20 protein-coding genes are annotated in these 25,019 nt (G+C 64.1%); 7 read left to right on the forward strand and 13 right to left on the reverse strand.

Annotated elements, in window-relative coordinates:
- The first annotated feature begins 42 nt into the window (after window positions 1–42).
- From AZSI13_RS17250 to accC, 5 genes are read left to right on the forward strand one after another with little or no spacing between them, the layout of a single operon-like run.
- The gene (locus AZSI13_RS17250) at window positions 43–273 is read left to right on the forward strand and encodes a hypothetical protein (RefSeq protein WP_133247279.1); all 231 of its coding nucleotides are present in this window, start codon (window positions 43–45) and stop codon (window positions 271–273) included.
- A gap of 48 nt (window positions 274–321) precedes the next feature.
- Complete coding sequence (gene scpA, locus AZSI13_RS07215) at window positions 322–2,487, forward strand: methylmalonyl-CoA mutase (protein ID WP_109040497.1); 2,166 nt, start codon at window positions 322–324, stop codon at window positions 2,485–2,487.
- A gap of 23 nt (window positions 2,488–2,510) precedes the next feature.
- The gene (meaB, locus tag AZSI13_RS07220; protein WP_109040498.1) at window positions 2,511–3,539 is read left to right on the forward strand and encodes a methylmalonyl Co-A mutase-associated GTPase MeaB; all 1,029 of its coding nucleotides are present in this window, start codon (window positions 2,511–2,513) and stop codon (window positions 3,537–3,539) included.
- Between the two features lie 44 nt (window positions 3,540–3,583).
- Window positions 3,584–5,116 (forward strand): acyl-CoA carboxylase subunit beta, encoded by a 1,533-nt coding sequence (locus AZSI13_RS07225; protein ID WP_109040499.1) that lies wholly within the window; start codon window positions 3,584–3,586, stop codon window positions 5,114–5,116.
- Window positions 5,117–5,136: 20 nt separating this feature from the next.
- Complete coding sequence (accC, locus tag AZSI13_RS07230; protein WP_109040500.1) at window positions 5,137–7,128, forward strand: acetyl-CoA carboxylase biotin carboxylase subunit; 1,992 nt, start codon at window positions 5,137–5,139, stop codon at window positions 7,126–7,128.
- A gap of 88 nt (window positions 7,129–7,216) precedes the next feature.
- Here the strand turns inward: accC and AZSI13_RS07235 are convergent, their stop codons facing one another.
- On the reverse strand, window positions 7,217–7,408 hold the full coding sequence (locus AZSI13_RS07235) for a hypothetical protein (protein WP_109040501.1): 192 nt from the start codon (window positions 7,406–7,408) through the stop codon (window positions 7,217–7,219).
- 82 nt (window positions 7,409–7,490) lie between these two features.
- The gene (locus AZSI13_RS07240) at window positions 7,491–8,657 is read right to left on the reverse strand and encodes a hypothetical protein (RefSeq protein WP_133247280.1); all 1,167 of its coding nucleotides are present in this window, start codon (window positions 8,655–8,657) and stop codon (window positions 7,491–7,493) included.
- 64 nt (window positions 8,658–8,721) lie between these two features.
- Here AZSI13_RS07240 and AZSI13_RS07245 point away from each other — a divergent pair, with 64 nt between their 5' ends.
- On the forward strand, window positions 8,722–10,611 hold the full coding sequence (locus AZSI13_RS07245; protein ID WP_109040503.1) for a diguanylate cyclase: 1,890 nt from the start codon (window positions 8,722–8,724) through the stop codon (window positions 10,609–10,611).
- Between the two features lie 138 nt (window positions 10,612–10,749).
- Here the strand turns inward: AZSI13_RS07245 and AZSI13_RS07250 are convergent, their stop codons facing one another.
- From AZSI13_RS07250 to AZSI13_RS07280, 6 genes are all read right to left on the reverse strand, one after another.
- Window positions 10,750–11,226, reverse strand: a complete 477-nt coding sequence (locus tag AZSI13_RS07250) for a VOC family protein (protein ID WP_109040504.1) — start codon at window positions 11,224–11,226, stop codon at window positions 10,750–10,752.
- A gap of 637 nt (window positions 11,227–11,863) precedes the next feature.
- Window positions 11,864–12,349, reverse strand: coding sequence for a nitrate reductase cytochrome c-type subunit (locus AZSI13_RS07260; RefSeq protein ID WP_109040506.1), 486 nt, complete (start codon window positions 12,347–12,349; stop codon window positions 11,864–11,866).
- Between the two features lie 25 nt (window positions 12,350–12,374).
- Complete coding sequence (napH, locus tag AZSI13_RS07265; protein WP_109040507.1) at window positions 12,375–13,271, reverse strand: quinol dehydrogenase ferredoxin subunit NapH; 897 nt, start codon at window positions 13,269–13,271, stop codon at window positions 12,375–12,377.
- The gene (gene napG / locus AZSI13_RS07270) at window positions 13,268–14,248 is read right to left on the reverse strand and encodes a ferredoxin-type protein NapG (protein ID WP_109040508.1); all 981 of its coding nucleotides are present in this window, start codon (window positions 14,246–14,248) and stop codon (window positions 13,268–13,270) included. Before napG ends, napH begins: the two co-directional genes overlap by 4 nt.
- Before the next feature lie 103 nt (window positions 14,249–14,351).
- Window positions 14,352–16,874 carry a nitrate reductase catalytic subunit NapA gene (gene napA / locus AZSI13_RS07275; protein ID WP_109040509.1) on the reverse strand — a complete coding sequence of 841 codons (2,523 nt, stop codon included), beginning with the start codon at window positions 16,872–16,874 and terminating at the stop codon, window positions 14,352–14,354.
- Between the two features lies 1 nt (window position 16,875).
- Window positions 16,876–17,124 (reverse strand): chaperone NapD, encoded by a 249-nt coding sequence (locus AZSI13_RS07280; protein WP_109040510.1) that lies wholly within the window; start codon window positions 17,122–17,124, stop codon window positions 16,876–16,878.
- A gap of 310 nt (window positions 17,125–17,434) precedes the next feature.
- On the opposite strand from AZSI13_RS07280, the gene AZSI13_RS07285 reads away from it, so the two are divergent.
- Entirely contained in the window at window positions 17,435–19,657 is a 2,223-nt protein-coding gene (locus AZSI13_RS07285; protein WP_165833383.1) for a bifunctional diguanylate cyclase/phosphodiesterase, read from the forward strand.
- A gap of 81 nt (window positions 19,658–19,738) precedes the next feature.
- Here the strand turns inward: AZSI13_RS07285 and AZSI13_RS07290 are convergent, their stop codons facing one another.
- The 5 genes from AZSI13_RS07290 to AZSI13_RS07310 all read right to left on the reverse strand — a co-directional run bounded on the left by AZSI13_RS07290 (window position 19,739) and on the right by AZSI13_RS07310 (window position 24,961).
- Window positions 19,739–22,117, reverse strand: a complete 2,379-nt coding sequence (locus AZSI13_RS07290; protein WP_109040512.1) for a serine/threonine-protein kinase — start codon at window positions 22,115–22,117, stop codon at window positions 19,739–19,741.
- 17 nt (window positions 22,118–22,134) lie between these two features.
- On the reverse strand, window positions 22,135–22,944 hold the full coding sequence (locus tag AZSI13_RS07295) for a hypothetical protein (RefSeq protein ID WP_109040513.1): 810 nt from the start codon (window positions 22,942–22,944) through the stop codon (window positions 22,135–22,137).
- A gap of 86 nt (window positions 22,945–23,030) precedes the next feature.
- A complete protein-coding gene (locus tag AZSI13_RS07300; protein ID WP_109040514.1) occupies window positions 23,031–23,846 on the reverse strand; it encodes a hypothetical protein in 816 nt (271 codons plus the stop codon).
- Between the two features lie 16 nt (window positions 23,847–23,862).
- Window positions 23,863–24,516: a hypothetical protein gene (locus tag AZSI13_RS07305; protein WP_133247281.1), complete on the reverse strand. Its 654-nt coding sequence runs from the start codon at window positions 24,514–24,516 to the stop codon at window positions 23,863–23,865.
- Window positions 24,517–24,646: 130 nt separating this feature from the next.
- Window positions 24,647–24,961: a PsiF family protein gene (locus AZSI13_RS07310; RefSeq protein WP_109040516.1), complete on the reverse strand. Its 315-nt coding sequence runs from the start codon at window positions 24,959–24,961 to the stop codon at window positions 24,647–24,649.
- Window positions 24,962–25,019 lie beyond the last annotated feature (58 nt).

Genomic DNA, 25,019 nt, shown 5'->3' on the forward strand with positions numbered 1-25,019 from the left:
AGACACAGCGCCCCGCTGCCAGAAAGCGTCCATGAGGCATCCATGGAAACCGGCACGCCAACCGCTTATTACGAAATAAGCCACGGGTTATGCGCACCTAAATGGAGAGCAATTATAGCCCAGGTTGGCAAGCTTGCATTCATAATTATGGATACAGTATTATTCAAGGTTGCGGATGTCAAGCTAGGCAAAAAGTCGGACAACACCCACCGGCGCCTGCTTGCCTACGTCATGCGCCGTCAGCTCCAACGCGGCGTAAAATCGAAAAATTGAGCTGTCGCGCCAGCTACTGCGCGGTGTGAGAATCGAGAAAGGTCCAACATGTCTGCCGACGTCACCCACTCCCAATTCCCCAATTCCGACAACCTGGACGCCTGGGAAAAGGCCGCTGCCAAATCCGCCCCCGGCGGCGATGTGGGCGCACTCAACTGGAAGACCCCGGAAGGCCTGACCGTCAAGCCGCTGTACACCAAGAAGGACGTGGAAGGCCTGCCCTACGCCGACACCCTGCCCGGCTTCGCCCCCTACGCCCGCGGCCCTCAGGCCACCATGTATGCCGTAAAGCCCTGGACCATCCGCCAGTACGCCGGCTTTTCCACCGCCGAAGAATCCAACGCTTTCTACCGCAAGGCCCTGGCGGCCGGCGGCCAGGGTGTCTCCGTGGCCTTCGACCTGGCCACCCACCGCGGTTACGACTCCGACAATCCCCGCGTCGTCGGTGACGTGGGCAAGGCCGGCGTGGCCATCGATTCCGTGGAAGACATGAAGATCCTCTTCGACGGCATCCCCCTCGACAAGATTTCCGTCTCCATGACCATGAACGGCGCCGTGCTGCCCATTCTGGCCGGCTACATCGTCGCCGCCGAAGAGCAGGGCGTCTCCCAGGACAAGCTGTCTGGCACCATCCAGAACGACATCCTGAAGGAGTTCATGGTCCGTAACACCTACATCTACCCGCCCAAGCCGTCGATGAAGATCATCTCCGACATCTTCGGCTACACCGCGCAGCACATGCCCAAGTTCAACTCGATTTCCATCTCGGGTTATCACATCCAGGAAGCCGGGGCCAACCAGGCCATCGAACTGGCCTTCACCCTGGCTGACGGCATGGAGTACGTGCGCACCGGTATCGCCTCCGGCCTGGACGTGGACGCCTTCGCCGGCCGTCTCTCCTTCTTCTGGGCGGTGGGTATGAACTTCTACCTGGAAATCGCCAAGATGCGCGCTGGCCGGATTCTCTGGCACCGCATCATGAGCCAGTTCAATCCCAAGAACCCCAAGTCCATGATGCTGCGGACCCACAGCCAGACTTCCGGCTGGTCCCTCACCGAGCAGGACCCCTACAACAACGTGGTGCGCACCACCATTGAAGCCATGGCGGCCGTCTTCGGCGGCACCCAGTCCCTGCACACCAATGCCCTGGACGAAGCGATCGCTCTGCCCACCGAGTTCTCCGCCCGCATCGCCCGCAACACCCAGCTGATCATCCAGGAAGAAACCCACATCACCAATGTGGTGGATCCGTGGGCCGGTTCCTACATGATGGAAAAGCTGACCAACGACATGGTGGACAAGGCCTGGGGCATCATCCAGGAAATCGAAACCATGGGCGGCATGACCAAGGCCGTGGAATCCGGTTGGGCCAAGATGCAGGTGGAAACCTGTGCCGCCGACAAACAGGCACGCATCGACTCCGGCAAGGACGTAATCGTCGGCGTGAACAAGTACAAGCTGGCCAAGGAAGATCCGATCGACATTCTGGACATCGACAACCACGCCGTCCGTGAAGCCCAGATCGCCCGCCTCAAGAATATTCGCGAAACCCGCGACGGCGCTGCCGTGCAGGCCGCCCTGGAAGCCCTCACCCAGTCCGCCGAGAGCGGCCAGGGCAACCTGCTGGACCTGGCCGTCAAGGCCATCCGCCTGCGCGCCACCGTGGGCGAAGTCTCCGACGCCCTGGAAAAGATCTTCGGCCGTTTCCGGGCCAACAATCAGACCATTTCCGGTGTTTATGGAGGCGTCGTGGAAGGACAGGACAGCTGGGAATCCATCAAGGCCGACGTGGCCAAGTTTGCTGAAGAAGAAGGCCGCCGCCCCCGCATCATGATCGCCAAGCTGGGTCAGGATGGTCATGACCGGGGCGCCAAAGTAGTGGCCACCGCCTTCGCTGACCTGGGCTTCGATATCGACATGGGCCCCCTCTTCCAGACGCCGGAAGAAGCCGCTCGCCAGGCTCTGGAAAACGACGTGCACGCCGTGGGCGTTTCCTCCCTGGCCGCTGGCCACAAAACCCTGCTGCCGGCCCTGGTGAACTCCCTCAAGGCCCAGGGCGCCGATGACATCATCGTCTTCGCCGGCGGCGTCATCCCGGCCCAGGACTACGATGCCCTCTACGCCGCTGGCGCCAAGGCCATCTTCGGCCCGGGCACCCGCATCGAGGATTCCGCCAAGCGGGTGCTCGAAGAGATCCGCAAGGCCCGCGGCTAAGATCCGTCGTCAAGCCGTTGTCCATGCAGATGTCGGAAGCGACCACCGTGGAGCAGTGCCTCCTCTCGGAGGCCGACCAGGCCCTGGCCAATGGGGTCCTGGCGCGTCAGCGCCGGGCCCTGGCCAAGGCCATCACCCTCATTGAATCCAGCCGGCCCGACCATCAGGAACGGGCCCGGCAGGTGCTGACCACCCTGCTGCCCCATACCGGGAAAGCCATCCGTATCGGTATTTCCGGCGTACCGGGCGCCGGCAAGTCAACCTTCATCGAAGCCCTGGGCACCCACCTCATCGACCGGGGCCATCGCCTGGCGGTGCTGGCCGTCGACCCGTCCTCCTCCGTCACCGGCGGTTCCATCCTGGGCGACAAAACCCGCATGGAAACCCTGTGCCAGCGGGAAGAAGCCTTTATCCGGCCCAGCCCTTCCGCCGGTAGCCTGGGCGGTGTGGCGGAAAAGACCCGGGAAGCCATGCTGCTCTGCGAAGCCGCCGGCTTCGACGTGATCATTGTCGAAACCGTCGGTGTCGGCCAGTCCGAAACCACGGTAGCGGGCATGGTGGATATGTTCTGCCTGCTGCAACTGCCCAATGCCGGCGACGACCTGCAGGCCATCAAGAAGGGCATCGTCGAGATCGCCGACATGGTGGTCATCAACAAGGCCGACATTGATCCCCGGGCGGCCCAGGTGGTGCGGGCCCAGTGGAACAATGCCCTGCATTTCCTGCGCCATGCCAGCCCCAACTGGGCGCCGCCGGTCATCACCCTGTCGGCCCTGCAGAAGGAAGGCATCAGCGAATTCTGGGAGAAGGTCCTGCAATACCGGGACGCCCTTACCCCCAGCGGTGAATTTGCCGCCCGGCGCCAGCGTCAGTCCATCGACTGGATGTGGAGCCTGATCGACTCCGGCCTGCGCCAGTATTTCCGTAACCACCCGGCGGTGCGCCGGGACCTGCCCGGCCTCACCGATGCGGTGACGGCGGGCCGCACCACGCCGGCCGCGGCGGCCTACCGGCTGCTGGACGACCTGCGAACCAGCTTTTCATCCGAATAACGTTTTCACCTTTCGACCCGTCTGACCCATTGGGAGAAGTCCACATGCACGACATCATTCACCAGCTGGAGAAAAAGCGCGAAGCTGCCCGCCTCGGCGGTGGCCAAAAGCGCATCGACAGCCAGCACGCCAAGGGCAAGCTGACCGCCCGCGAACGCCTCGAGCTGCTGCTCGATCCCGATTCCTTCGAGGAATGGGATATGTTCAAGGAGCACCGCTGCACCGATTTCGGTATGGCCGAAACCAAGAACCCGGGTGACGGCGTCGTCACCGGCTACGGCACCATCAACGGCCGTCTGGTGTTCGTATTCTCCCAGGACTTCACCGTCTTCGGCGGCTCCCTCTCCGAAACCCACGCCGAGAAGATCTGCAAGGTCATGGACCACGCCATGAAGGTCGGTGCTCCCGTCATCGGCCTGAATGACTCCGGCGGTGCCCGTATTCAGGAAGGCGTTGCCTCCCTGGGTGGCTACGCCGACGTGTTCCAGCGTAACGTCATGGCTTCCGGCGTGATCCCCCAGATCTCCATGATCATGGGCCCCTGTGCCGGCGGCGCCGTGTACTCCCCCGCCATGACCGACTTCATCTTCATGGTGAAGGATTCCTCCTACATGTTCGTCACCGGTCCCGAAGTGGTAAAGACCGTGACCCACGAGGAAGTGACCGCCGAGGAACTGGGCGGCGCCGTGACCCATACCACCAAGTCCGGTGTGGCTGATCTGGCCTTCGAAAACGACGTGGAAGCCCTCAACTACCTGCGTCGCCTGGTGAACTTCCTGCCCGCCAACAACCGGGAGAAGCCCCCGGTGCAGAAGACCAACGATCCCGCCGAGCGTCTGGACTTCTCCCTCGACACCCTGGTGCCGGACAACGCCAACAAGCCCTACGACATGAAGGAACTGATCATCAAGATGGTTGATGATTGTGACTTCTTCGAGATCCAGCCCGACTACGCCAAGAACATCATCACCGGCTTCGCCCGCATGGATGGCCACCCCGTCGGCATCGTCGCCAACCAGCCCCTGGTGCTGGCCGGCTGCCTGGACATCAAGTCCTCCATCAAGGCTGCCCGCTTCGTGCGCTTCTGCGACGCCTTCAACATCCCCGTGGTGACCCTGGTGGACGTGCCCGGCTTCATGCCCGGTACCACCCAGGAATACGGCGGCATCATCAAGCACGGCGCCAAGCTGCTCTACGCCTACGCCGAGTGCACCGTGCCGAAGGTCACCCTGATCACCCGTAAGGCCTACGGTGGCGCTTACGACGTGATGTCCTCCAAGCACCTGCGCGGCGACGTTAACCTGGCCTGGCCCAGCGCTGAAATCGCCGTGATGGGCCCCAAGGGCGCCGTGGAAATCATCTTCCGCGAAGAGAAGAACGACCCCGCCAAGCTGGCCGAGCGCGAAGCCGAATACAAGGCCAAGTTCGCCAACCCCTTCGTGGCCGGCGCCCGTGGCTTCATCGACGACGTCATCATGCCCAACGAGACCCGCAAGCGGATCTGCCGTTCCCTGGCCATGCTGCGTGACAAGAAACTCGACAACCCGTGGCGCAAGCACGGCAACATTCCGCTGTAAGCGACGGGAAGGACTAAAACATGTTTAAGAAAATCCTGATTGCCAACCGCGGTGAAATCGCCTGCCGCGTCATCAAGACCGCCCGCAAGATGGGCATCAAGACCGTCGCCGTCTACTCCGAGGCCGACAAGGACGCCCTGTTCGTGGAGATGGCTGACGAAGCCGTCTGCATCGGCCCGGCCGCCTCCAAGGAATCCTATCTGGTCGCCGACAAGATCATCGCCGCCTGCAAGCAGACCGGTGCTGAAGCGGTGCACCCCGGCTACGGCTTCCTCTCCGAGAACGCTGAATTCTCCCGTCGTCTGGAAGAAGAAGGCATCAAGTTCATCGGTCCGAAGCACTACTCCATCGCCAAGATGGGCGACAAGATCGAGTCCAAGAAGCTGGCCATCGAAGCCAAGGTCAACACCATCCCCGGCTACAACGATGCCATCGACGGCCCCGACGCCGCCGTGGAAATCGCCAAGAAGATTGGCTACCCGGTGATGATCAAGGCCTCCGCCGGCGGCGGCGGCAAGGGCCTGCGCGTGGCCTACAACGACGCCGAAGCCCACGAAGGCTTCTCCTCCTGCGTCAATGAAGCCCGCAACTCCTTCGGTGACGACCGGGTCTTCATCGAAAAGTACGTGCTGGAACCCCGCCACATCGAAATCCAGGTGCTGGGCGATTCCCACGGCAACTACGTGTACCTGAACGAGCGTGACTGCTCCATCCAGCGCCGTCACCAGAAGGTCATCGAAGAGGCCCCGAGCCCCTTCGTTGATCCCGAGATGCGCAAGGCCATGGGCGAGCAGGCCGTGGCTCTGGCCCGGGCCGTGAATTACGAATCCGCCGGTACGGTGGAATTCGTGGTTTCCGGTGCCACCAAGGAGTTCTACTTCCTGGAGATGAACACCCGTCTGCAGGTTGAGCACCCCGTCACCGAACTGATCACCGGCCTCGACCTGGTGGAACAGATGATCCGCGTCGCCTACGGCGAAAAGCTGCCCATCGCCCAGTCCGACGTGACCATCAACGGTTGGGCCATGGAATGCCGGATCAACGCGGAAGACCCCTTCCGCGGCTTCCTGCCCTCCACCGGCCGTCTGGTGAAGTTCCAGCCGCCCGCTGAAGTGGCTGGCCAGGTGCGTGTGGATACCGGCGTCTACGATGGCGGTGAAATCTCCATGTACTACGACTCCATGATCGCCAAGCTGATCGTGCACGGCGCTTCCCGCGAGCAGGCCATCGCCCGTATGCGTGATGCCCTCAACGGCTTTGTCATCCGCGGCATCTCCTCGAACATCCCGTTCCAGGCCGCCCTGATGCAGCACGCCCGCTTCCAGTCCGGCATCTTCGACACCAGCTTCATCGCCAAGGAATACCCCAAGGGCTTCGACGCCTCCATGGTGCCCCACGATGATCCGGCCCTGCTGATCGGCGTCGCCGCCTTCGTGCATCGCCGCTACATCGACCGCGCCGCCCAGGTTTCCGGCCAGCTGCCGGGCCACGAGCGCAAGGTGGGCGACGAGTGGGTGGTGATCCGCAACGGTGAACGTCACCCGGTGGTAGCCAAGCCTATCGAAGGCGGCTATCTGGTGACCTACAACGGCGAGAAGTACGAGATCCTCTCCGACTGGCGCCAGGGGCAGTCCCTGTTCAACGGCACCTGCAACGGCGAAGAATTCACCCTGCAGGTGGAACGCCACCGCATGACCTACCAGCTGTTCCACTGGGGCACCCGCGCCGACATGATGGTGATGTCCGCCCGTGCCGCCGAACTGCTGGCCCTCATGCCGGAAAAGGCCGCGCCCGACCTCTCCAAGTTCCTGCTCTCCCCCATGCCGGGCCTGCTGCGCGAAGTCTCCGTCGCCGTGGGTCAGGAAGTGAAGGCCGGCGAGAAGCTGGCCATCATCGAAGCCATGAAGATGGAAAACATCCTCAAGGCCGAGCAGGATTGCAAGGTGAAGAAGATTTCCGTCGCCGCCGGCGCCAGCCTGTCGGTGGACGAAATCATCATCGAGTTCGAATAAGCGTCAGAGCCTCAGGCTTGCCTCACCTGCTGCCGCCCCTCCCGGGCGGCAGCCCCCAAGAAAGAGGGCCGTTTCCGGCCCTCTTTTTTTATTGCTGGGCGCTGGACGCCCCTCTTTGTCCCAGGTCCGGCCCGCTGGCCGCCTGCACTGCGCCGTAGAGCAGAAAACTGCCCAGCAGACTGCAAACCACGACGAAGAGTGAAAGATTGCGACGGAACAGCTTGTCCAGTGCGGGGGCCAGATCCCCCCGTACGAAAGCCCTCAGTTGTTGTGCTTCCATGGCTAACCCCTTTTAACCATTAAGTCGGTAGGGCCATTTAAGCGGGGGCAGATTTCAGGGTCAAATAAAAATGTCGAATGAGTTAATCCTGGGCGAGCATATGTAGAATATCGTCGCTCGCCAGAGGCAGACGCTCCGCTGCCATGAAATCCGCCATGGTTTCCAGTTCGGCCAGCGCCATCTCCAGAAGCTCCCGCACCTCCGGGTGATCCAGGCCCTCCCCGGCCTCCGCGGATCCCGCCATCCCCATCGCTCCTGCTGCCGCCCGCTCCGCCGCCCGGGCCAGGGCGGCCGCCAGTTGCTGCGGCCCCTCCAGTTCCAGGTGGCCGGCATGGTCAGCCAGTTCCAGGGCACCGGCCACCAGGACCCCGGCATCAGGCGCCAGGCAGGCCAGCTCTTCCCGCATCAGGCCGGTCTGCTCGCGAATTTCCACGGCGAAAAGACGCAGCAGGGTTGGCGATACAGGGGGCTGCTCGGCCTCCCGGCATTGTTCCAGGCGCTGTACCACGTGGGCTACCCGCTGGGCGAAGACCGGCAAGCCGAGGGCATCGACATCGCCGACGATTTCCAGGGCTGCCGCCACGGCTGCCCGCACCACCGGCACTTCCACCATGGCGGGATCGTCCAGCAGGTCGCCGACGCCGGCCAGGGCTTCGGCCAGGTGCAGGGCTTCCGGCAGATTCAGGGCGATGGCGGCACCACAGAGGTCGATCAGGCCCCGGCGAAAATCGCCGATGCCGGCGCTACCCCGCTCCGGCCAGGCCACGGCCAGACGGGTGGATGCGGCCAGCCAGGCGGAAACAGCCGCCGCATCCAGGGGCGGCGCCTCATCGGCGGGGCGCAGGGAAATCAGTTCAGCCACCGGCGGCAGCTGGCCCGCACCTTTCAGGATGCGTTGGCGCAGCTCGTCCGCCAGGCCCTCCTCCGGCAGCACTGCGCCTCCCAGAGCGGCGCGCATCTGCAGGTCGATGCGGGCACAGAGGCGGCGGGATTCAGCGTCCACGGCAAGGGTGCCGTCGGAGATGGCACGCAGATAGGTTTCCGCCGTGCGCCAGAAATTGATGAAATCCCCCTCACCTCGGGCCTCCATGGTGCGCAGGGCTGCCCGCATCTCGGGCAGGCCCGCCGGGTCGCCCGGCACTTGCAGCCAAGCCAGCATGCCACGTTGATAACGGCTGCGGGCCTGACGCTGGGTAGGGGGGGACGGCGCATCGCTCATGGTGGATGAGGGGAACAGAGGTGGGCGCATTTTACTCCTCTGGGCGGCGGCCCTTCTGGTTAGAATGCCCCCTTGATGACCCGCGGAGGCCTTCGTGTCGCGCCCCCAATCCGCCCCCGGAGATGGTCGCCCCTGGCGGCTGCACTTCTTCCTCCCCCTGCTGCTCGCCCTCTGCCTTGGCCTGGCCGGCACGTCGGCCCGAGCCCATCCCCTGGTGCTGGAGCAGAACCGGGGCCATTACGCCCTGGCACCCCATGTGGAAGTCCTCGAAGATCCCGCGGGCAAGCTCGATCTGGATGCGGTGCGGCAGGCAGCGGCCCAGGGACGCTTCACCCCGGCCGGTGCTCTGGGCGAGGTGAACTTCGGCTATTCCGCTTCTGCCTTCTGGCTGCGCATTCCCCTCGAATCCCGTTTGGCCCGACCCAGCGACTGGCTGCTGGAAATCGCCTTCCCCTCCCTGGACCGGGTCGAGCTGTTCCTGCCTCCGGGGAGCGGCAATGCCGAGCACCGCCTGACAGGGGATCGCCTACCCTTTGCCGAGCGCCCCTACCCCAATCGCAATCTGGTACTGCCCCTGAGCCTGCCGGCCGGGGAGCCCCTGGTGCTGTATCTGCGGGTAGCCTCCGAAGGCAGCCTGACCTTGCCCCTGACCCTGTGGGCACCGGACGACTTCCGTCTGCACAACCAACACGCCTACGCCGGCTTTTCCCTCTACTACGGCATGTTGCTGGCCCTGGGCCTGTACAACCTGCTGCTGTACTTCGCCCTGCGGGAACGTATCTACCTCTGCTACGTGGCCTTCGTCACCAGCATGGCAGTGGGCCAGCTCTCCCTCAACGGTCTGGGCAACGAGTACATCTGGTCCGACTTCCCCGCCTGGGGCAATGTGGCCCTGCCCTCGGGCTTCGCCGCCACCGGCTTTTTCGGCGCCATATTCACCCGTCTGTTCCTCAATACCCGGCAAGCCCAACCCCGGGCCGACCGGCTGATCCTGCTCTTGGCCGCGGGCTTCGCCCTCGCCGCCCTGGGCCCAGCCCTGCTGCCTTACCGCTGGTCCGCCATTCTCACCTCCCTGCTGGGCGCCGCCTTTTCCGCCGTGGCGGTGGCGGTGGGCATCCGTGCCCAGCTGCGCCGCCACCCGGGGGCCCGCTATTTCCTTCTGGCCTGGTCGCTGCTGTTGCTGGGCGTCGCCATGATGGCCCTGCGCAACCTGGGCTGGCTGCCCACCAACCTGTTCACCTCCTACGGTATGCAGATCGGCTCGGCCCTGGAAATGCTGCTGCTCTCCTTCGCCCTGGCCGATCGCATCCAGCAGGAACGCCAGGCCCGGGAGCAGGCCCAGGGCGAAACCCTGCAAAGCAAGCAGGCCCTGGTGGATGCCCTGCGCAGCAATGAGCAGTTGCTCGAAGCCCGGGTGGCAGAACGCACCCAGGCCCTGGCGGCGGCCAATGACCGCCTGCTGGCCAATGAACAGCAGTTGCAGCGCATGGCCCGCCACGACCCGCTGACCGGCCTGGCCAACCGCTTGCTGCTCGATGACCGCATCAGCCACGGCCTGGCCGTGGGCCGACGCAACGGTACCCGGCTGGCCCTGTTGCTGATCGACCTGGACGGCTTCAAGCCGGTGAACGACGCCCACGGTCACGCCATCGGCGACCAGTTACTGGTGGTGCTGGCGGATCGTCTGCAACGTTCGGTGCGGGCGGTGGATACCGTGGCGCGACTGGGTGGCGACGAATTCGTGTTGGTACTGGAAGACTTGCCGGCCATTGAAGACGCGCGCCTGGTGGCGGCCAAGGTGGTGGCGGAAATGAGCCGGCCGGTAGTACTGGAAGGCCGGGAACTACTGGTTTCCGCCAGCGCCGGACTGGCCTTCTACCCAGACGACGGCGACGATGCCCAGACCCTGCTGCGGCGCGCCGACGAAGCCATGTACCAGGCCAAGCGAGCCGGCCGCAACACCTTCCGGGAAGCCGGCGCCTAGACGCTCTGCCCCATCAGGGCTTGATCTCGCCGCGGCAACTGCCCGCCCCGGCACACCTCTTAGGCCGTCTTGCAGCCCCATTCCCCAGCAAAACAAAAGGCCGCCCGCAGGCGGCCTTTTAGGTGCGTCGGTGATGCCTTAGCCGGCCAACTTGGCAAAGGCCTCCACCACTTCCACCGGAGCCTGCACCAGCTCGATCAGCACGCCTTCGCCGCCGATGGGGGATTCCTCATTGCCCTTGGGGTGCAGGAAGCAGATGTCGAAACCGGCTGCGCCCTTGCGGATGCCACCGGGGGCGAAGCGCACGCCGTTGGCGCTGAGCCATTCCACCGCCTTGGGCAGATCGTCGATCCACAGGCCCACATGGTTGAGGGGAGTGGTGTGCACGGCGGGCTTCTTCTCCGGGTCCAGGGGCTGCATCAGGTCCACTTCCACCTTGAAGGGGCCCTTGCCCATGGCGCAGATGTCCTCATCCACGTTTTCCCGCTCGGAGACGAAGTTGCCAGTGACTTCCAGGCCCAGCATGTCCACCCACAGGGTTTTCAGCTTGTCCTTGGAAGGGCCGCCGATGGCGATCTGCTGAATGCCGAGAACTTTGAAGGGACGCTGGGACATGGGAAGGCTCCTGAAAATCAAGGAATTAAAAATACATAATTATACAGACCGCCGCGCTTCCCGGGGCAGCCACCTGGCAGATTAGGAGGGCGGCAATCGCTTCACCCCCGGCCCGTAATGGCGCCGCTACCCGGGGTTTGGAAACGAGGCGGTAACGGAGCTTTGGCGTAGGGGACGCAGCAATCGGCCACCCGCCGAAGAGCGGGAAGCCGCGCAAGAAGCCCACCGCCCCGAAAGGGCGCACGGACCCTTGGTCTCGCCGTGGCTTGGTAGTCTGGTGGTCAGCCCTGCTGCTGGCCAGATTCTTCTCTCCTTGTACCAAGTACAACAGCAGGCTCACGTTGTCGTCATCTCCCTGGAACCCAAGACAGGACGCGGACATGCCTGAAGAATGGCGCCCTTCCTGCCTCTGCTGGCAGGCATAAGGAAGAATGGCGTCCCTATTGCCTCTCCGGGCATCCTGTAACGTTCTCCACGGATTGGTGCCAAGCTTGTGGCGCTGCTCTGCCGAGCAACTCGCCGCAAAAAAACAGCGGAGCCCCGCCGCCGCAGGAACTCCGCTTCTCTCTGCCGCCGGCTATTCCGCCCGCGGATGCCACCCTGCCGGTGCTGCCGGGAAGCGGCGCACCGGTCTGCTTTACTTCTTCTTGGCCTTGGCGTCCTTCGCCTCCTTGCCGGCGGCCAGGTTGCCGACAAAGGTGTTTTCCACCAGGGGCGGCGCATCGATCTGGGGCACGTGGCACTGGGTGCAGTTATGGCGCAGGTGGGTAACCTCGGCGTGCTGCTTGCCTTCCCGGTCGATGAAGTGGCTATCACCGATCTTCGGGGCCTTCTTTTCCTTGTACTTCTCAGGCCCGTGGCAGCTCAGGCACTGATTTTCCTCCAGGGTGATTTCGTCGAAGTTATCCACCGCATGGGGAATCACCGGGGGCTGTTCCTTGTAGGTGCGGGCGATGGGCTGCTGCAGGCCCGGCTTCTTGCCGGCGTAGGCCTTGACGTCGGGGGCCCCGTCGGCAGCGGGAATCTCGGCGCCGCGCATGGTCTTCGGGGCATCGGCCGCCTGGGCCAGGCAGGTGAAGGCGGCAGCCAGAATGGCCAGGGTCAGTTTATGCAAACGCTTCATGGTCGGCTCCTCAATGGATGGTCTATTAGCGCCCGGCCTTCCCTGCCGGGTCGTTGCTTGGGGTGTGTTGATTGAAACGGTTGCCGAAGACGAAAACGTCCTTGGCGCAAACATCGATGCAGCGTCCGCAGTTGGTGCAGGCGGAGGCGAGAATGACAGGCCCGACACCGGCGCCTTCCCCCTTCAGGGCGGGGCGGATGACCTGGGGCTCGGGGCAGACGGCAAAGCAGTCCATGCAATCGTTACAGTTGCTGCGCCGGCGGGCACTGACCCGCAGCAGGCTGCCCCGGCCCAAGAGGCCGTAGAAGGCGCCCATGGGGCAGAGGTGGCCGCACCAGCCGCGACTCATCACCAGCAGGTCGAGCAGGAAGATGCCGAGCACCACGGTCCAGGCCGTGCCCAGACCGAAGATCAGCCCCCGGTGCAGCAGGGAAACCGGATTGACCAGCTCCCAGGCAAGGCCGGCGCCGGCCAGGGGCAGCAACAGGGTCAAGGCGAGAATCCAGTAGCGGGCGCGCCGGCTGATGTGGGCGCTGCCCTTGAGACCGAGGCGCTCCCGCAGCCAGCCGGCCAGGTCGGTGACCAGATTCATGGGGCAGACCCAGGCGCAATAGACCCGCCCACCGACCAGGGCGTAGAAGACCAGGACGATGGCGGCGCCAAGCAAGGCCAGGCGCTCCGGGCGATGGCCGGACAGCAGCACCTGCAAGGCCAGCAGCGGGTCGGTCAGAGGCAGGACATCCAGGGTCAGGCTGTAGCTGAGATTGCCCTTGACCAGCCACAGGCCGGCCAGGGGCCCGAGCAGGAACAGGGCCAGGATGCCAAGCTGGGAGAGCCGCCGCAGCAATAGCCAGCGGTGGGCGCCGAGCCAGCCCTTGGCGGCCCGGGCTTCGGCAAAACGGGGGGCGAGGAAGCCACTCATCGCGCGGCCTCGTCGGAAAGGCGGTTGGGCAGGCCACCGCCGGGAATGTTCTGGGGCATGGCGGGAAGGCCCGCGCTATGGGCATCGGCACCGGGCAGGCGCGGCGACAGGCTATCGACACCGCTGTCCGGGGTGGCGGCCTTGCCGGGGGCCAGGGACGGACCGCCCTGGCTGGCCGGGTCGTAATGCCCCTCCAGCGGGGCGCTTTCGGGGATGCGGTCCGGCAGGTCGCCCAGCCCCTTGTCCTCCACCAGGGAGTGACCGGCCTTGCGCTGCTCTTCCCAGCCCACGCGGTAATGCTGACCCAGCTGGCCCTTGGCCAGGGCGATGGGCAGCACCTTGATGGCGGCAGTCTCCAGCACGCAGGAGCGCTCGCATTTGCCGCAGCCGGTGCAGTGATCCGAATGCACCGTGGGAATGAACATGGTGTGGCGGCCGGTGCGGGTGTTGGGCCGCAGTTCCAGGGTGATGGCCTTGTCGATGACCGGGCAGACCCGGTAACAGACGTCGCAGCGCAGCCCGAGGAAGTTGAGGCAGGTTTCCTGGTCCAGCAGCACCGCCAGCCCCATGCGGGCTTCGTTGATATCGGTCAGCCCGTGGTCCAGGGCGCCGGTGGGGCAGGCCTTGACGCAAGGGATGTCCTCGCACATTTCGCAGGGCACCTGCCGAGCGAGGAAATAGGGGGTGCCCGTGGCGATCGGCTCTTCCGGCCTGGCCAGGGAGAGGGTGCCATAGGGGCAGTCGCGCACACACAGGCCGCAGCGGATGCAGGCGCCGAGAAAGTCAGATTCCCCTCCGGCACCGGGCGGACGCAGGGCAGCCGGCGGCAGGGCCCGGGCCTGCTTGGCGTAAAGCCCCAGGCCGAGTCCCAGCAGGCCGGCACCGCAGGCCAGGCGTCCGGCATCGGCAAAGAACTGCCGACGGGCGGCCGCGGCCTTGTCCGGCTTGGCGGAGGAGGAAGGTTGAAGATCGCTCATGGCGAAAGCCGGCCGGCCAGAGTGCGGACCGGGATCGGAGGGGGCTGGCGCCCCCTCCGTCCTGTCCTTCTCCCTGATGCCTTATCCGGTCCTGGGCGGGTGCCTAGGCCTTGACCACCTTGCAGGCGCACTTCTTGAAGTCCGTCTCCTTGGAGATGGGGCAAGTGGCGTCCAGGGTCAGCTTGTTCACCAGCCGGTGCTCGTCGAAGAAGGGCACGAAGACCAGCCCGAGGGGCGGCTTGTTGCGGCCGCGGGTTTCCACCCGGGTGGAAATCTCGCCGCGCCGGGTCTGTACCTTGACAGTGTCGCCACGTTGCAGGCCGCGCTTCTTGGCGTCTTCCGGATGCATGTAAATCCAGGCATCGGGCATGGCCTTGTACAGCTCGGGCACACGGCGGGTCATGGAACCGGTGTGCCAGTGCTCCAGCACGCGGCCGGTGCACAACCACAGGTCATAGTCGTTATCCGGCTGCTCGGCAGCAGGCTGGTACGGCAGGGCGAAGATCACGGCCTTGCCGTCGGGGTGGCCGTAGAAACGCACCTTTTCACCGGCCTTGACGTAGGGGTCGTAGCCTTCGCGGAAGCGCCACAGGGTTTCCTTGTTATCCACCACCGGCCAACGCAGGCCGCGGGCCTTGTGATAGACATCGAAGGCGGCGAGGTCATGGCCATGGCCGCGGCCGAAGGCGGCATATTCCTCGAACAGGCCCTTCTGCAGGTAGAAACCGAGAGCCTTGCCTTCTTCGTTCTCGAAGCCCTTCATCTGCTCGCTGACCGGGAACTTGTTCACTTCGCCGTTGGCGTAGAGCATGTCATACAGAGTCTTGCCCTTGTATTCCGGGGCCTTGTCCAGCAGCTCGGCGGGCCACACTTCTTCCATCTTGAAGCGCTTGGCGAATTCGGCGTACTGCAGCAGGTCGGAGCGGGCCTGGCCCTGGGGCTTGACCTGCTGACGCCAGAACTGGGTACGACGCTCGGCGTTGCCGTAGGCGCCTTCCTTTTCCGTCCACATGGCAGAGGGCAGGATGAGGTCGGCGGCCAGAGCGGAGACGGTGGGGTACACATCGGAATGCACTACGAACACCGCCGGGTTGCGCCAGCCCGGGTAGATTTCACCGTTGATGTTGGGGCCGGCCTGCATGTTGTTGGTGGTGGTGGACCAGAAGAAGCCCAGCTTGCCATCCTTCAGGGCGCGGCTCTGGGCCACGGCATGGAGACCGATCCAGTCGGGAATGGTGCCGGCGGGCAGCTTCCATACCTTTTCGGCGATTTCCCGGTGCTTGGGATTGGCTACCATCATGTCGGCGGGCAGGCGGTGGGCAAAGGTGCCCACTTCCCGGGCCGTACCGCAAGCGGAGGGCTGGCCGGTGAGGGAGAAGGGGCCATTGCCCGGCTCGGAGATCTTGCCCACCAGCAGGTGCACGTTGTAGATCATGTTGTTCACCCAGGTGCCCCGGGTGTGCTGGTTGAAGCCCATGGTCCACAGGGACATCACCTTGGTCTTGGGGTCGGCGTAGATCTTGGCCAGGGCTTCCAGGTTTTCCTTGGGCACGCCGGAAATCTCGTGGGCCTTGTCCAGGGTGTATTCGGCGACGAAAGCCTTGAATTCCTCGAAAGAAATGTCGGTGGCCTTGTTGGGGTCGCCCTTGGGTTTACCGTCGGGGCCGGGGTAGCCGTTGTTGCCGGCAGCCTGCTCCAGGGGATGGTTGGGACGCAGGCCGTAGCCGATATCGGTGACGCCCTTCTTGAACTTGACGTGGTTCTTAACGAACTCCTGGTTCACCGCGCCGTTCTGGATGATGTAGTTTGCGATGTAGTTGAGAATGGCCAGGTCGGACTGGGGCTTGAAGATCAGTTCGTTGTCAGCCAGCTCACAGGAGCGGTGAGAGAAGGTGGACAGCACGTGAATCTTCACGTGCTTGGCATTGAGGCGGCGATCGGTGATGCGGGACCACAGAATGGGGTGCATCTCCGCCATGTTGGAGCCCCACAGGGCGAAGGCGTCGGCGTGCTCCATGTCGTCGTAGCAGCCCATGGGCTCGTCGATGCCGAAGGTGCGCATGAAGCCGGTGACGGCCGAAGCCATACAGTGGCGGGCGTTGGGGTCCAGGTTGTTGGAGCGGAAGCCGGCCTTCCACAGCTTGGCGGCGGCGTAGCCTTCCCAGATGGTCCACTGGCCGGAGCCGTACATGGCGATGTTGCGCGGGCCGCCGGCCTTCAAGGCCGCCTTGCACTTGTCGGCCATGATGTCGTAGGCCTGGTCCCAGGAAATGGGGGTGAACTCGCCGTTCTTGTCGTACTGGCCGTTCTTCATGCGCAGCAGGGGCTGGGTCAGGCGGTCCTTGCCGTACATGATCTTGGAGAGGAAGTAGCCTTTGATGCAGTTGAGGCCCCGGTTGACCGGTGCTTCCGGGTCGCCCTGGGTGGCCACGACGCGACCATCCTTGGTGCCGATGAGGACGCCGCAGCCGGTGCCGCAGAAGCGACAGGTGCCCTTGTCCCAGCGGATGCCATCATTCTTCTGCTGGGCCAGGGCTTCGGATACGCCGGGCACGGCCATGCCGGCAGCGTTGGCGGCGGCAGCGACAGCGCTGCTCTTGATAAAGTCGCGACGGGTCAGGCTCATCTCAGGACTCCTTCTCGGGATCAGGTTCGAAGTGGTGATACACCATGGCCAGGGACATGACGCCCGGCAGTTGCTGTATCGCCTCGTAGGTTTGGGTGGTTTCCCGGTCGCCGTCGCTCTCGATGGTGACGATCATGCGGCCTTCGTCGGATACGGCATGAACTTCGACGCCGGCCAGAGTGGCCAGCCCCGCCTCGACCACGGAAATCTGCTGCGGCCCGGCGTTGACCAGAATGCTGGAAATATTCACGGAGACTCCCCCAGAGGAATGTCCGGCGCTCCTGAAAAACGGCGCCGAATCAATGTCAAAGCACTCTATTCCCCCAGCAGAAACGGGGTTTATGATGCAAATCAAAAGCACAAAAAAGGCCCCACAGGACGTGTGGCAATGTTTTCCCGAAAAGAACGGCCATCGCGGCAAGAGTGGCTCTGGGCGGGGTTTTGCAAGCGAAACGCCACAAAAATGCGCTATTGTTCCAATACTGCAATCTTGATCCAGGACAATTCCGAACACGATGGCGATAGCTCCCCGCCAAAGGAACTCATCCAGAAAGTTCACCATGATGCTCGCCCGGAAAAACGACATGGCGCCGCCCCTGCCGGTGACCGCCGCCCACGGCGCCCCGACACCCCGGCTGCGCCCCATTCCCTGGGGGCTGATCGTCGTGCTATCGGTGATCTTTCTCGGCTTCTGGCAATTCCCGCCCCTGGATATGCTGAAGCACAGCACCAGCATCTTTCCCCTGACCCTGCACACCATCGAGGAAAGCTTCGCCGTCATCGTCTCCATCCTGGTCTTTGCCATTTCCTGGCATACCTACGACCGTACCCGCTCCGGCAACATCAGCATCATTGCCTGCGGCTTCCTCGCCGTCGGACTCCTGGATTTTGCCCACATGCTCTCCTACCGGGGCATGCCGGATTTCGTCACGCCAGCCTCGCCGCAAAAGGCCATCGTCTTCTGGCTGGCCGCCCGCTACGTCGCCGCCGCCACCCTGCTCATCGTCGCCCTGCGGCCCTGGACCCCCTTCGCCACTCCCGGCACCCGCTACCGCCTGATGGCCGGCAGCCTTGCCCTGAGCGCACTGATCTACGGCCTCCAGCTGCTGACTCCGGAAGTCTGGCCGGTGATGTTCATTCCCGGCGAAGGCCTGAGCGGCCTGAAGATCGCCGCCGAATACGGCATCATCGCCATCCTCGGCCTCACCGCCTGGCTGCTCTACCGCCAGACCCAGACCCCCCAGACCTTCGACGCGGCCAACCTGTTCACGGCCACCCTCATCACCACCCTGTCGGAGCTGTGCTTCACCCTCTATTCCAACGTCAACGACATCTTTTCCCTGGTCGGCCACACCTACAAGGTCATCGCCTACTTCTGCATCTACCGGGCAGTGTTCGTGGCCAGCATCCGGGAGCCTTACCAGCGCCTGGCCCAGGAAATCGACGAGCGCCAGGTGGCCGAAGCGCGCATCCAGTTCCTCGCCTACCATGATCCGGTAACCACCCTGCCCAACCGGCTGCTGACCCGGGAACGCTTCGAGGCGGCCCGGGAAGAGGCCCGGGAACACGATGGCCAGGTGGCCCTGGCTTATCTGGATTTGGACAACTTCAAGACCATCAACGATTCCCTCGGTCACAGCATGGGCAACCAGTTGCTCCAGGCCATCGGTGCCCGCCTTCGGGAACAGCTGGCGCCCCAGGAAACCATCGGCCGCCAGGGGGGCGACGAGTTCCTCGTCGTGCTGCCGGTCCCGGCCGGGCGGCTTGCCATCGAAGCACGCCTGGCCCTGATCCTGGAGCAGATGCAGATTCCCTTCGCCATCGGCGGCCATGACCTGTCCACCTCGGTCTCCATCGGCGTGGCGGTTTATCCGGATGATGGCCAGGATTTCGAGACCCTGCTGCGCAAGGCGGATACGGCCATGTACCGCGCCAAGGCGGCGGGGCGCAATGGCCACTGCTTCTTCGACCAGGACATGGTCAAGGACGCCGACGCCCGCCTCCGCCTGCGCAACGACCTGCGGCCGGCCCTCGAACGGGGCGAGTTCCTGCTCCACTACCAGCCCCAGATCGACCTGGCCAGCGGCCGGGTGATCGGCGCCGAAGCCCTCATCCGCTGGCAACACCCGGAGCTGGGCATGGTGCCGCCCGGGCGTTTCATCGGCATCGCCGAGGAAACCGGCCTCATCGTGCCCATCAGCGAATGGGCCATCCGCACCGCCTGCCGCCAGGCCGTGGAATGGCAGGCCGCCGGTGCTCGGGAGCTAGTCATCGCGGTGAACCTTTCCGCCGTGCAGTTCATGCGCGGCGACCTGGTGGGCACCATTGCCTCGGCCTTGGCCGGCTCGGGCCTGGAACCCCGTCACCTGGAGCTGGAACTGACCGAATCCATCCTCATCCAGGGGGAGGAGAACATCCTTGCCACGGTACAGCGGCTCCACGCCATTGGCGTGCAGATGTCCATCGACGACTTCGGCACCGGCTATTCCAGCCTCTCCTACCTGAAGCGCTTCGCTGTGGACAAGCTGAAGATCGACCAGTCTTTCGTCCGCGACCTGGCCAGCGACCCGGAAGATGCGGCCATCGTCCGCGCCATCATCCAGATGGCCCATAGCCTGGGCCTGAAGACCATTGCCGAAGGGGTGGAAACGGCGGAAATCCTGGCACTGTTGCGGACCATGGCCTGCGACGAAGCCCAGGGCTACCACTTCGCCCGCCCCTTGCCGGCGGCGGAGTTCAGCCGCTATATCCAGAATGCCCAGGCCCAGCCGGCCGGCGCCTGATGTCGAAAAAAAACCGGAAGCGCGAGGCTTCCGGTTTCTGCGGTGACGGATTCACCCTGGCCGCACGGCCAGGGCAGCCCGCTAGATTTCCAGCTTGCGCAGCACTGCCGGGTTCTTCACCACTTCGGCCCGGCGCCCTGCCGGCGCCTCGAACAGGGCGGCCGGCGGAATGTCCTCGAGGCGGGACAGGGTGGCCGTATCGGTGCAGTTGGCGGCCAAGCCCACCGTCACCTCCTGGGCGGTCGCCCCCACCACGGACAGGCAGTTCTTGCCCAGCTTGCGGTTGAGGGGCTGCAACACGGTGCCTTGGACCAGTTCGCCCAAGGCCGGACTGCTGCCGGAGAGCTCGGCTTCCAGCACATCCCCATCCTGGCGGGTACCCAAGACCGCCCGCAGGCCCGTCAGCTCCCGCTGCAGGCGCGGCAGTACGGACTTGTCAGGCAGGCCGCCGAACTTCAGGCGCACCTTCTGGCCGGCAAAACGAAAGTGCTGCAGGAAGAAGGTCTTGGAAAACTCCTCGCCCACCAACCGGCCCACATCCTTGAGGGCCGCCTCCTCGGTGGCCCAGCTGCCATTCTGGGGCAAGGTGGTGTTGAAGTAGATTTCCTCGCCGGTGGCCTTGTCGATGCACTTCACCGTCCAGGAAGTGATGACGTACTTCTCGATGGTCAGCCCGGAGGCCGGCAGGGTGGCGGAAAGCTTCTTGAAACGGGCCTCGCCCTCGATGGCGAAATCGGCCCCCTTCTGGCCCTTGGCCGGGGCTTCGCCCCAGGTGCGGAAACCGAAGGATTGCACACGTTCCTTGAGAATGTTCTCGGCGATGGGCGAACGCTGGGCCTCACCGCTTTCACCCCGGGTGGTGATGGTGACGGAGATGCCCGGATCACCGTTGTTGCGGATGAATTCCACCCGCTCATCTTCCGACATCTGGTTGAGGCTCTTCTGCACCTCCCGCACCTTGACCACCGCCCGGGTCGTCAGGGTAGCCACGCCGCTGGCCCCCTTCTGGGGTGCATCTTCCTGCAACACGGATTCGATGAAGTCACCGCTGCGGGAGAGCAGCTTGGCGGATACCAGATCGTAGTGCTGGGAGAAGGAAGCGGACTGGATGTTCAGGGCCACGGCCTTTTCCACCAGCTGGCGCCGGGCATCTTCCCGCAGGGCGGCCTGCAGCAGGCCGGGATCCCCCGCCAGGCGGGCATCGCTGGGGTCCGCCATGCCGACGGCGGAAATGACGATGGTGCCGTTATCGACAGCCCGGGCAGCCGCAGCGGCAGCAACCGGTGTCTCCGATGGGGTACCGCTGCCGGGCTTGAGCAGGTAGACGCCAAGCCCCACCGCCGCCAGGGCAGCCACACCGGCCGCCAAGGCAAGATTCCGGCGCTTGGCCGGTAGGGCGCCGCCCCCTGCGGCTGTTGTCGCGGCCTGGGTTGCGGCTCCTGTAGCCCCCCCAGAGGCACCGCCGGACGGCGTGGAAATCTTTGTCGCTTCGGCGGCATGGCGGGCCGCGGTACTTGCCCCCGCCGACACCAGGGTCTGCTCTGCCCCGGAAAGCAGGGTGGCATCGGCGTTGCCGGAAAGGACGGTGGCGTCTTCGGCGGTATTGCAGAGAGTCGCCTCCTCATCCACGGGGCTAGAGGAAACGGCTGCCTGGAGGGCCCGGGCAAACTCGCCAGCGCTCTGGAAGCGTTCATCGGGCCGCTTGGCCAGGGCCTTGCGCACCACGGCATCGAAAGGCCGTGGCACCTGCACATTCAGCTCGGAAGGCGCAATCGGCTCTTCCTTCAGCACTTTGTGCATGATGGTGGTGAGCTGGCCGGTGAAGGGCTTCTCCCCGGTGAGGAACTGGTACAGCAGTACCCCGGCAGAAAACAGGTCGGAGCGGCCGTCCACCGTCTGGCCCATGAACTGTTCCGGCGACATGTAGGCTGGCGTGCCCAGCACGGAGCCGGCTTGGGTGAGGTTGGAGGATTCGATGCGGGCGATGCCGAAATCCCCCACCTTGAGGCGGCCGTCCTTGAGCAGGAAGATGTTGGCCGGCTTGATGTCCCGGTGCACGATGCCGTTGCCGTGGGCATGCTCCAGGGCCCCCAGCAGCTCCCCCATGAGGCGAGAGACTTCGGCCAGGGGAAAACGCTCGGCGTGGTCGAAGTAATCCTTCAATTCCCGACCTTCGACGAATTCCATGGCGATGAAGGCGGTCCCTTCATCCTCGCCGTATTCGTAGATGGCGACGATGTTGGGGTGATTGAGTCGGCCTGCGGCCTGGGCTTCGCGGCGAAAGCGGCTGAGCAGTTCGAGGGCTTCATCCTTCTCCAACTGGTCCTTGCGCACGGTCTTCAGGGCAACGCGCCGGGCGATGCCCGGATCGAAGCCCTCGTAGACCACGCCCATGGCGCCCCGGCCCAGTTCCCGGCGGACCTCGTACTTGCCCAGCTTTTGCGGCATTGCTTCAGCCATGGCCGACTCCTTGGTGATTATTTCTTGTACTTGCTATCGATCTCGTACACGTTCTTCTGCACCAGACGCTGCACCAGGGAATCCAGGGTCAGGCCGCCGGACTGGCCGGAAGAGAAGCCCATGACGGAAGAGCCCTTGGAGCCCAGCTCCATCTTTTCTTCGGTGTAGCCGGTGGCCACCTGCTCGGTGGTGTTGGCGTTGATCAGCTTGTAGCGCATGCCAATGATCCACACCCCGGTCGCTTCTTCGGTCTTCACGGAGCCCACCACTTCACCGGCCACGGCGCCACCGCGGCTGCCGGCAGCAATGGCCACCACATTGCCGAGGGCGCGGCCATCGAAGCCCTGGTTGGCCTGGGCCACCTGCTCGGCCTTGAGGATGTCGAACTTGAGAATCCACTTGGTGGTTTTGAACTTGCCCTTCTGCAGCACCTTGCGGGCCTTGGAGGGGTCACCCATGGTGTAGGCCAGGGTGAATTCGTTGAGCAGGGGACCCAGGTCGGCCCGTTCCAGCACCTTGAAATTGGCCTTACCCAGCTCCAGCTCGGCATAGTCGGCAATGTTGTTGGGACCGAATTTCTGGGTGAAGCTGGCGTTGTTGCTCTTGATCTCCCCGGGGATGACGATGATCTGGGGCCCCTTTTTCTCCGCATTGACGTACTCGATGGGCTTGTACATGGCCTTGTCAGCCATGGCATTGGCCTGGTCGGAGGTGGAGCCGCCACAGGTGGGAGACGGGTTGTTGGGATCGCACTTGGAGGGGTTGCTCTGGCAGGCAACCAACCCCAGGACCATGGCAGACAGGGCAAAGAGACGAGTGGCGGACATGTGATGCTCCCTTGTGTAAGGATTATTTTGGGTTTCTCGGAGTTCCGGCTGCGAGGCCGGCTTACGGCGCGGTCGGAGGGAATCGCCTATTTGTACTTGCTGTCGATTTCCCAGACATTCTTCTGCACTAGGCGCTGCACCATGCCATCCAGGGTCAGGCCGCCGGAAGCGCCGGACGAGACACCCATGACGGAGGTGCCCTTGGCGCCCAGTTCCATTTTCTCTTCGGTATAGCCGGTGGCCACCTGCTCGGTGGTGCTGGCGTCGATGATCTTGTAGCGCATGCCGATGATCCACACCCCGGTGTTCTCCTGGGTCTGCACCGAACCCACCACGGTTTCCCCCACCGCGCCGGCCTGGGCACCGCCCATGGAACCGGAGAAGGCGCCGAAGACCCCCAGCAGCTTGCCCACGGAACGCCCGTCGAAGCCCTGCTGGGCCTGGGCCACCTGCTCGGCCTTGAGAATGTCGAATTTCACCACCCACTTGGTGCTCTTCAGCTTGCCCTTCTGCAGGAACTTGCGGGCCTCCCCCGGATCGCCGAGGGAATAGGCCAGGGTGAATTCATTGAGCAGCGGGCCAAGGTCGCTACGCTCCAGCACCTTGAAGTTGGCCTTGCCCAGCTCCAGTTCGGCAAAGTCGGCGATATTGTTGGGGCCGAACTTCTGGGTGAAGCTGGCATTGTTGGATTTCACCTCCCCCGGGATAACCACCAGGGCCGGCCCCTTCTTTGCCGCATTGGCATATTCGACAGCCTTGTACATGCCCTTGTCGGCCATGTCGTTGGCCTGCTGGGACGTGCTGCTGCCTGCCGTTGGTGACGGATTGTCGAAGACCGGCTGGGCCAGCACGGGGGCGGAGAGCCCCAGGGCCAGGGCGAGCGTCAGGGAAAGATGGCGCATGGGAAGACTCCGAAGGTTATTTCTTGCTGCCGGCGGCACGGCAATAGTCAGCGTAGAGCTTGGCCACCACCCCATCGGCCTGCTCGTTGATCAGCTCCAGGGCCATGCCGGCGGTATCGTTGCCGGAGTAGGACTCGGCCTTGGCCGAAGCGCTGGAGATGGTGCGGCCATCGGCAGCAGCCAGGGTGAAGTTGAGGGTTACATACACCTCGGGCAGGCGCACGATCTGGTTGTAGGCAGTACGGGTGGAAATGCCGCCCTTGAGGATGAAGGCCGCGCCCATCTTGCTTGAGGCCGCCAGGGCGGCATCAGGATCGTTGCGGAAATAGGCTTCCATCTCGGCCTGGGCGATCCGTGCCTTCTGCTCTTCCGGGGTATAGGTCTTGAGGCCCAGGGCTTTCAGCTTCTGGTTGATCACCTCGGTATGGCGGCCATATTTGCTGGTCTGCAACTGGTAGCCATTGGCGGTCTGGTCGGCAAAGGCCACCAGGATGCCCTTGTCCTTGATGGCACTCTTGCAGGGGGTGGCCAGCTGCTGGCTGGTCTTGGCACGCAGCGCCGCGCCTTCGGCCGCCCCTTGCCGCTCGTCATCGTCAAAGCTGAAGGCCTGGGCCGCCGGCACCGACAACAGCCCGGAAAAGCAAAGCAATAACGCTGGAATAGACTTCATGACCGGGAATTCCTGAGAGACGCCGGAGCTTTCGGCGCGACATGGGTAATGAGGAACGGCGGGTCATTCTGTCAAAAAAAATGCCAGCCTTCAATCGGCTGGCATTTTTTTGGCAAAGTCTGGCGAAGACTTACTGGGCTGCCTTGGTGTCAGCTTCGCACTTCTTGATGAAGCTGCCCTTGGCGGCACCGGCCAGCTTTTTCTCTGCGGCCTTGGCCTGGCATTCGGCATTAGGAGCCGCGGGGGCTTCCGCCGTCTTGCCGGAAAGACAGGACTTCATGAAAGCTTTGCGCTCGTCGCCCTTGAGGCTCTTGTCGGCGGCCTCCTTGTTGCAGGACTTCATGCGCTCCTGCTGAGCGGTGGGCTGCTTGCCCTCGGCGGCGGAGGCGGGCAGGCTCAGGCCGACACAAGCCAGGGAAATGAGGGCTACCAGGATTTTCTGCATAGGGAGTCTCCGTCAGGTTGAATACGGAATGCCACTATGGGGGCGGCCCCGGTGGGGC

The sequence above is a fragment of the Azospira sp. I13 genome, from assembly GCF_003112695.1.
Lineage (GTDB): Bacteria > Pseudomonadota > Gammaproteobacteria > Burkholderiales > Rhodocyclaceae > Azospira.

Coding starts and splice junctions, on each gene's coding strand:
- AZSI13_RS17250 (WP_133247279.1), top strand. CDS start 43: ATGGAAACCGGCACGCCAACCGCTTATTACGAAATAAGCCACGGGTTA.
- scpA (WP_109040497.1), top strand. CDS start 322: ATGTCTGCCGACGTCACCCACTCCCAATTCCCCAATTCCGACAACCTG.
- meaB (WP_109040498.1), top strand. CDS start 2,511: ATGCAGATGTCGGAAGCGACCACCGTGGAGCAGTGCCTCCTCTCGGAG.
- AZSI13_RS07225 (WP_109040499.1), top strand. CDS start 3,584: ATGCACGACATCATTCACCAGCTGGAGAAAAAGCGCGAAGCTGCCCGC.
- accC (WP_109040500.1), top strand. CDS start 5,137: ATGTTTAAGAAAATCCTGATTGCCAACCGCGGTGAAATCGCCTGCCGC.
- AZSI13_RS07235 (WP_109040501.1), bottom strand. CDS start 7,408: ATGGAAGCACAACAACTGAGGGCTTTCGTACGGGGGGATCTGGCCCCC.
- AZSI13_RS07240 (WP_133247280.1), bottom strand. CDS start 8,657: ATGCGCCCACCTCTGTTCCCCTCATCCACCATGAGCGATGCGCCGTCC.
- AZSI13_RS07250 (WP_109040504.1), bottom strand. CDS start 11,226: ATGTCCCAGCGTCCCTTCAAAGTTCTCGGCATTCAGCAGATCGCCATC.
- AZSI13_RS07260 (WP_109040506.1), bottom strand. CDS start 12,349: ATGAAGCGTTTGCATAAACTGACCCTGGCCATTCTGGCTGCCGCCTTC.
- napH (WP_109040507.1), bottom strand. CDS start 13,271: ATGAGTGGCTTCCTCGCCCCCCGTTTTGCCGAAGCCCGGGCCGCCAAG.
- napG (WP_109040508.1), bottom strand. CDS start 14,248: ATGAGCGATCTTCAACCTTCCTCCTCCGCCAAGCCGGACAAGGCCGCG.
- napA (WP_109040509.1), bottom strand. CDS start 16,874: ATGAGCCTGACCCGTCGCGACTTTATCAAGAGCAGCGCTGTCGCTGCC.
- AZSI13_RS07285 (WP_165833383.1), top strand. CDS start 17,435: ATGATGCTCGCCCGGAAAAACGACATGGCGCCGCCCCTGCCGGTGACC.
- AZSI13_RS07290 (WP_109040512.1), bottom strand. CDS start 22,117: ATGGCTGAAGCAATGCCGCAAAAGCTGGGCAAGTACGAGGTCCGCCGG.
- AZSI13_RS07295 (WP_109040513.1), bottom strand. CDS start 22,944: ATGTCCGCCACTCGTCTCTTTGCCCTGTCTGCCATGGTCCTGGGGTTG.
- AZSI13_RS07300 (WP_109040514.1), bottom strand. CDS start 23,846: ATGCGCCATCTTTCCCTGACGCTCGCCCTGGCCCTGGGGCTCTCCGCC.
- AZSI13_RS07305 (WP_133247281.1), bottom strand. CDS start 24,516: ATGAAGTCTATTCCAGCGTTATTGCTTTGCTTTTCCGGGCTGTTGTCG.
- AZSI13_RS07310 (WP_109040516.1), bottom strand. CDS start 24,961: ATGCAGAAAATCCTGGTAGCCCTCATTTCCCTGGCTTGTGTCGGCCTG.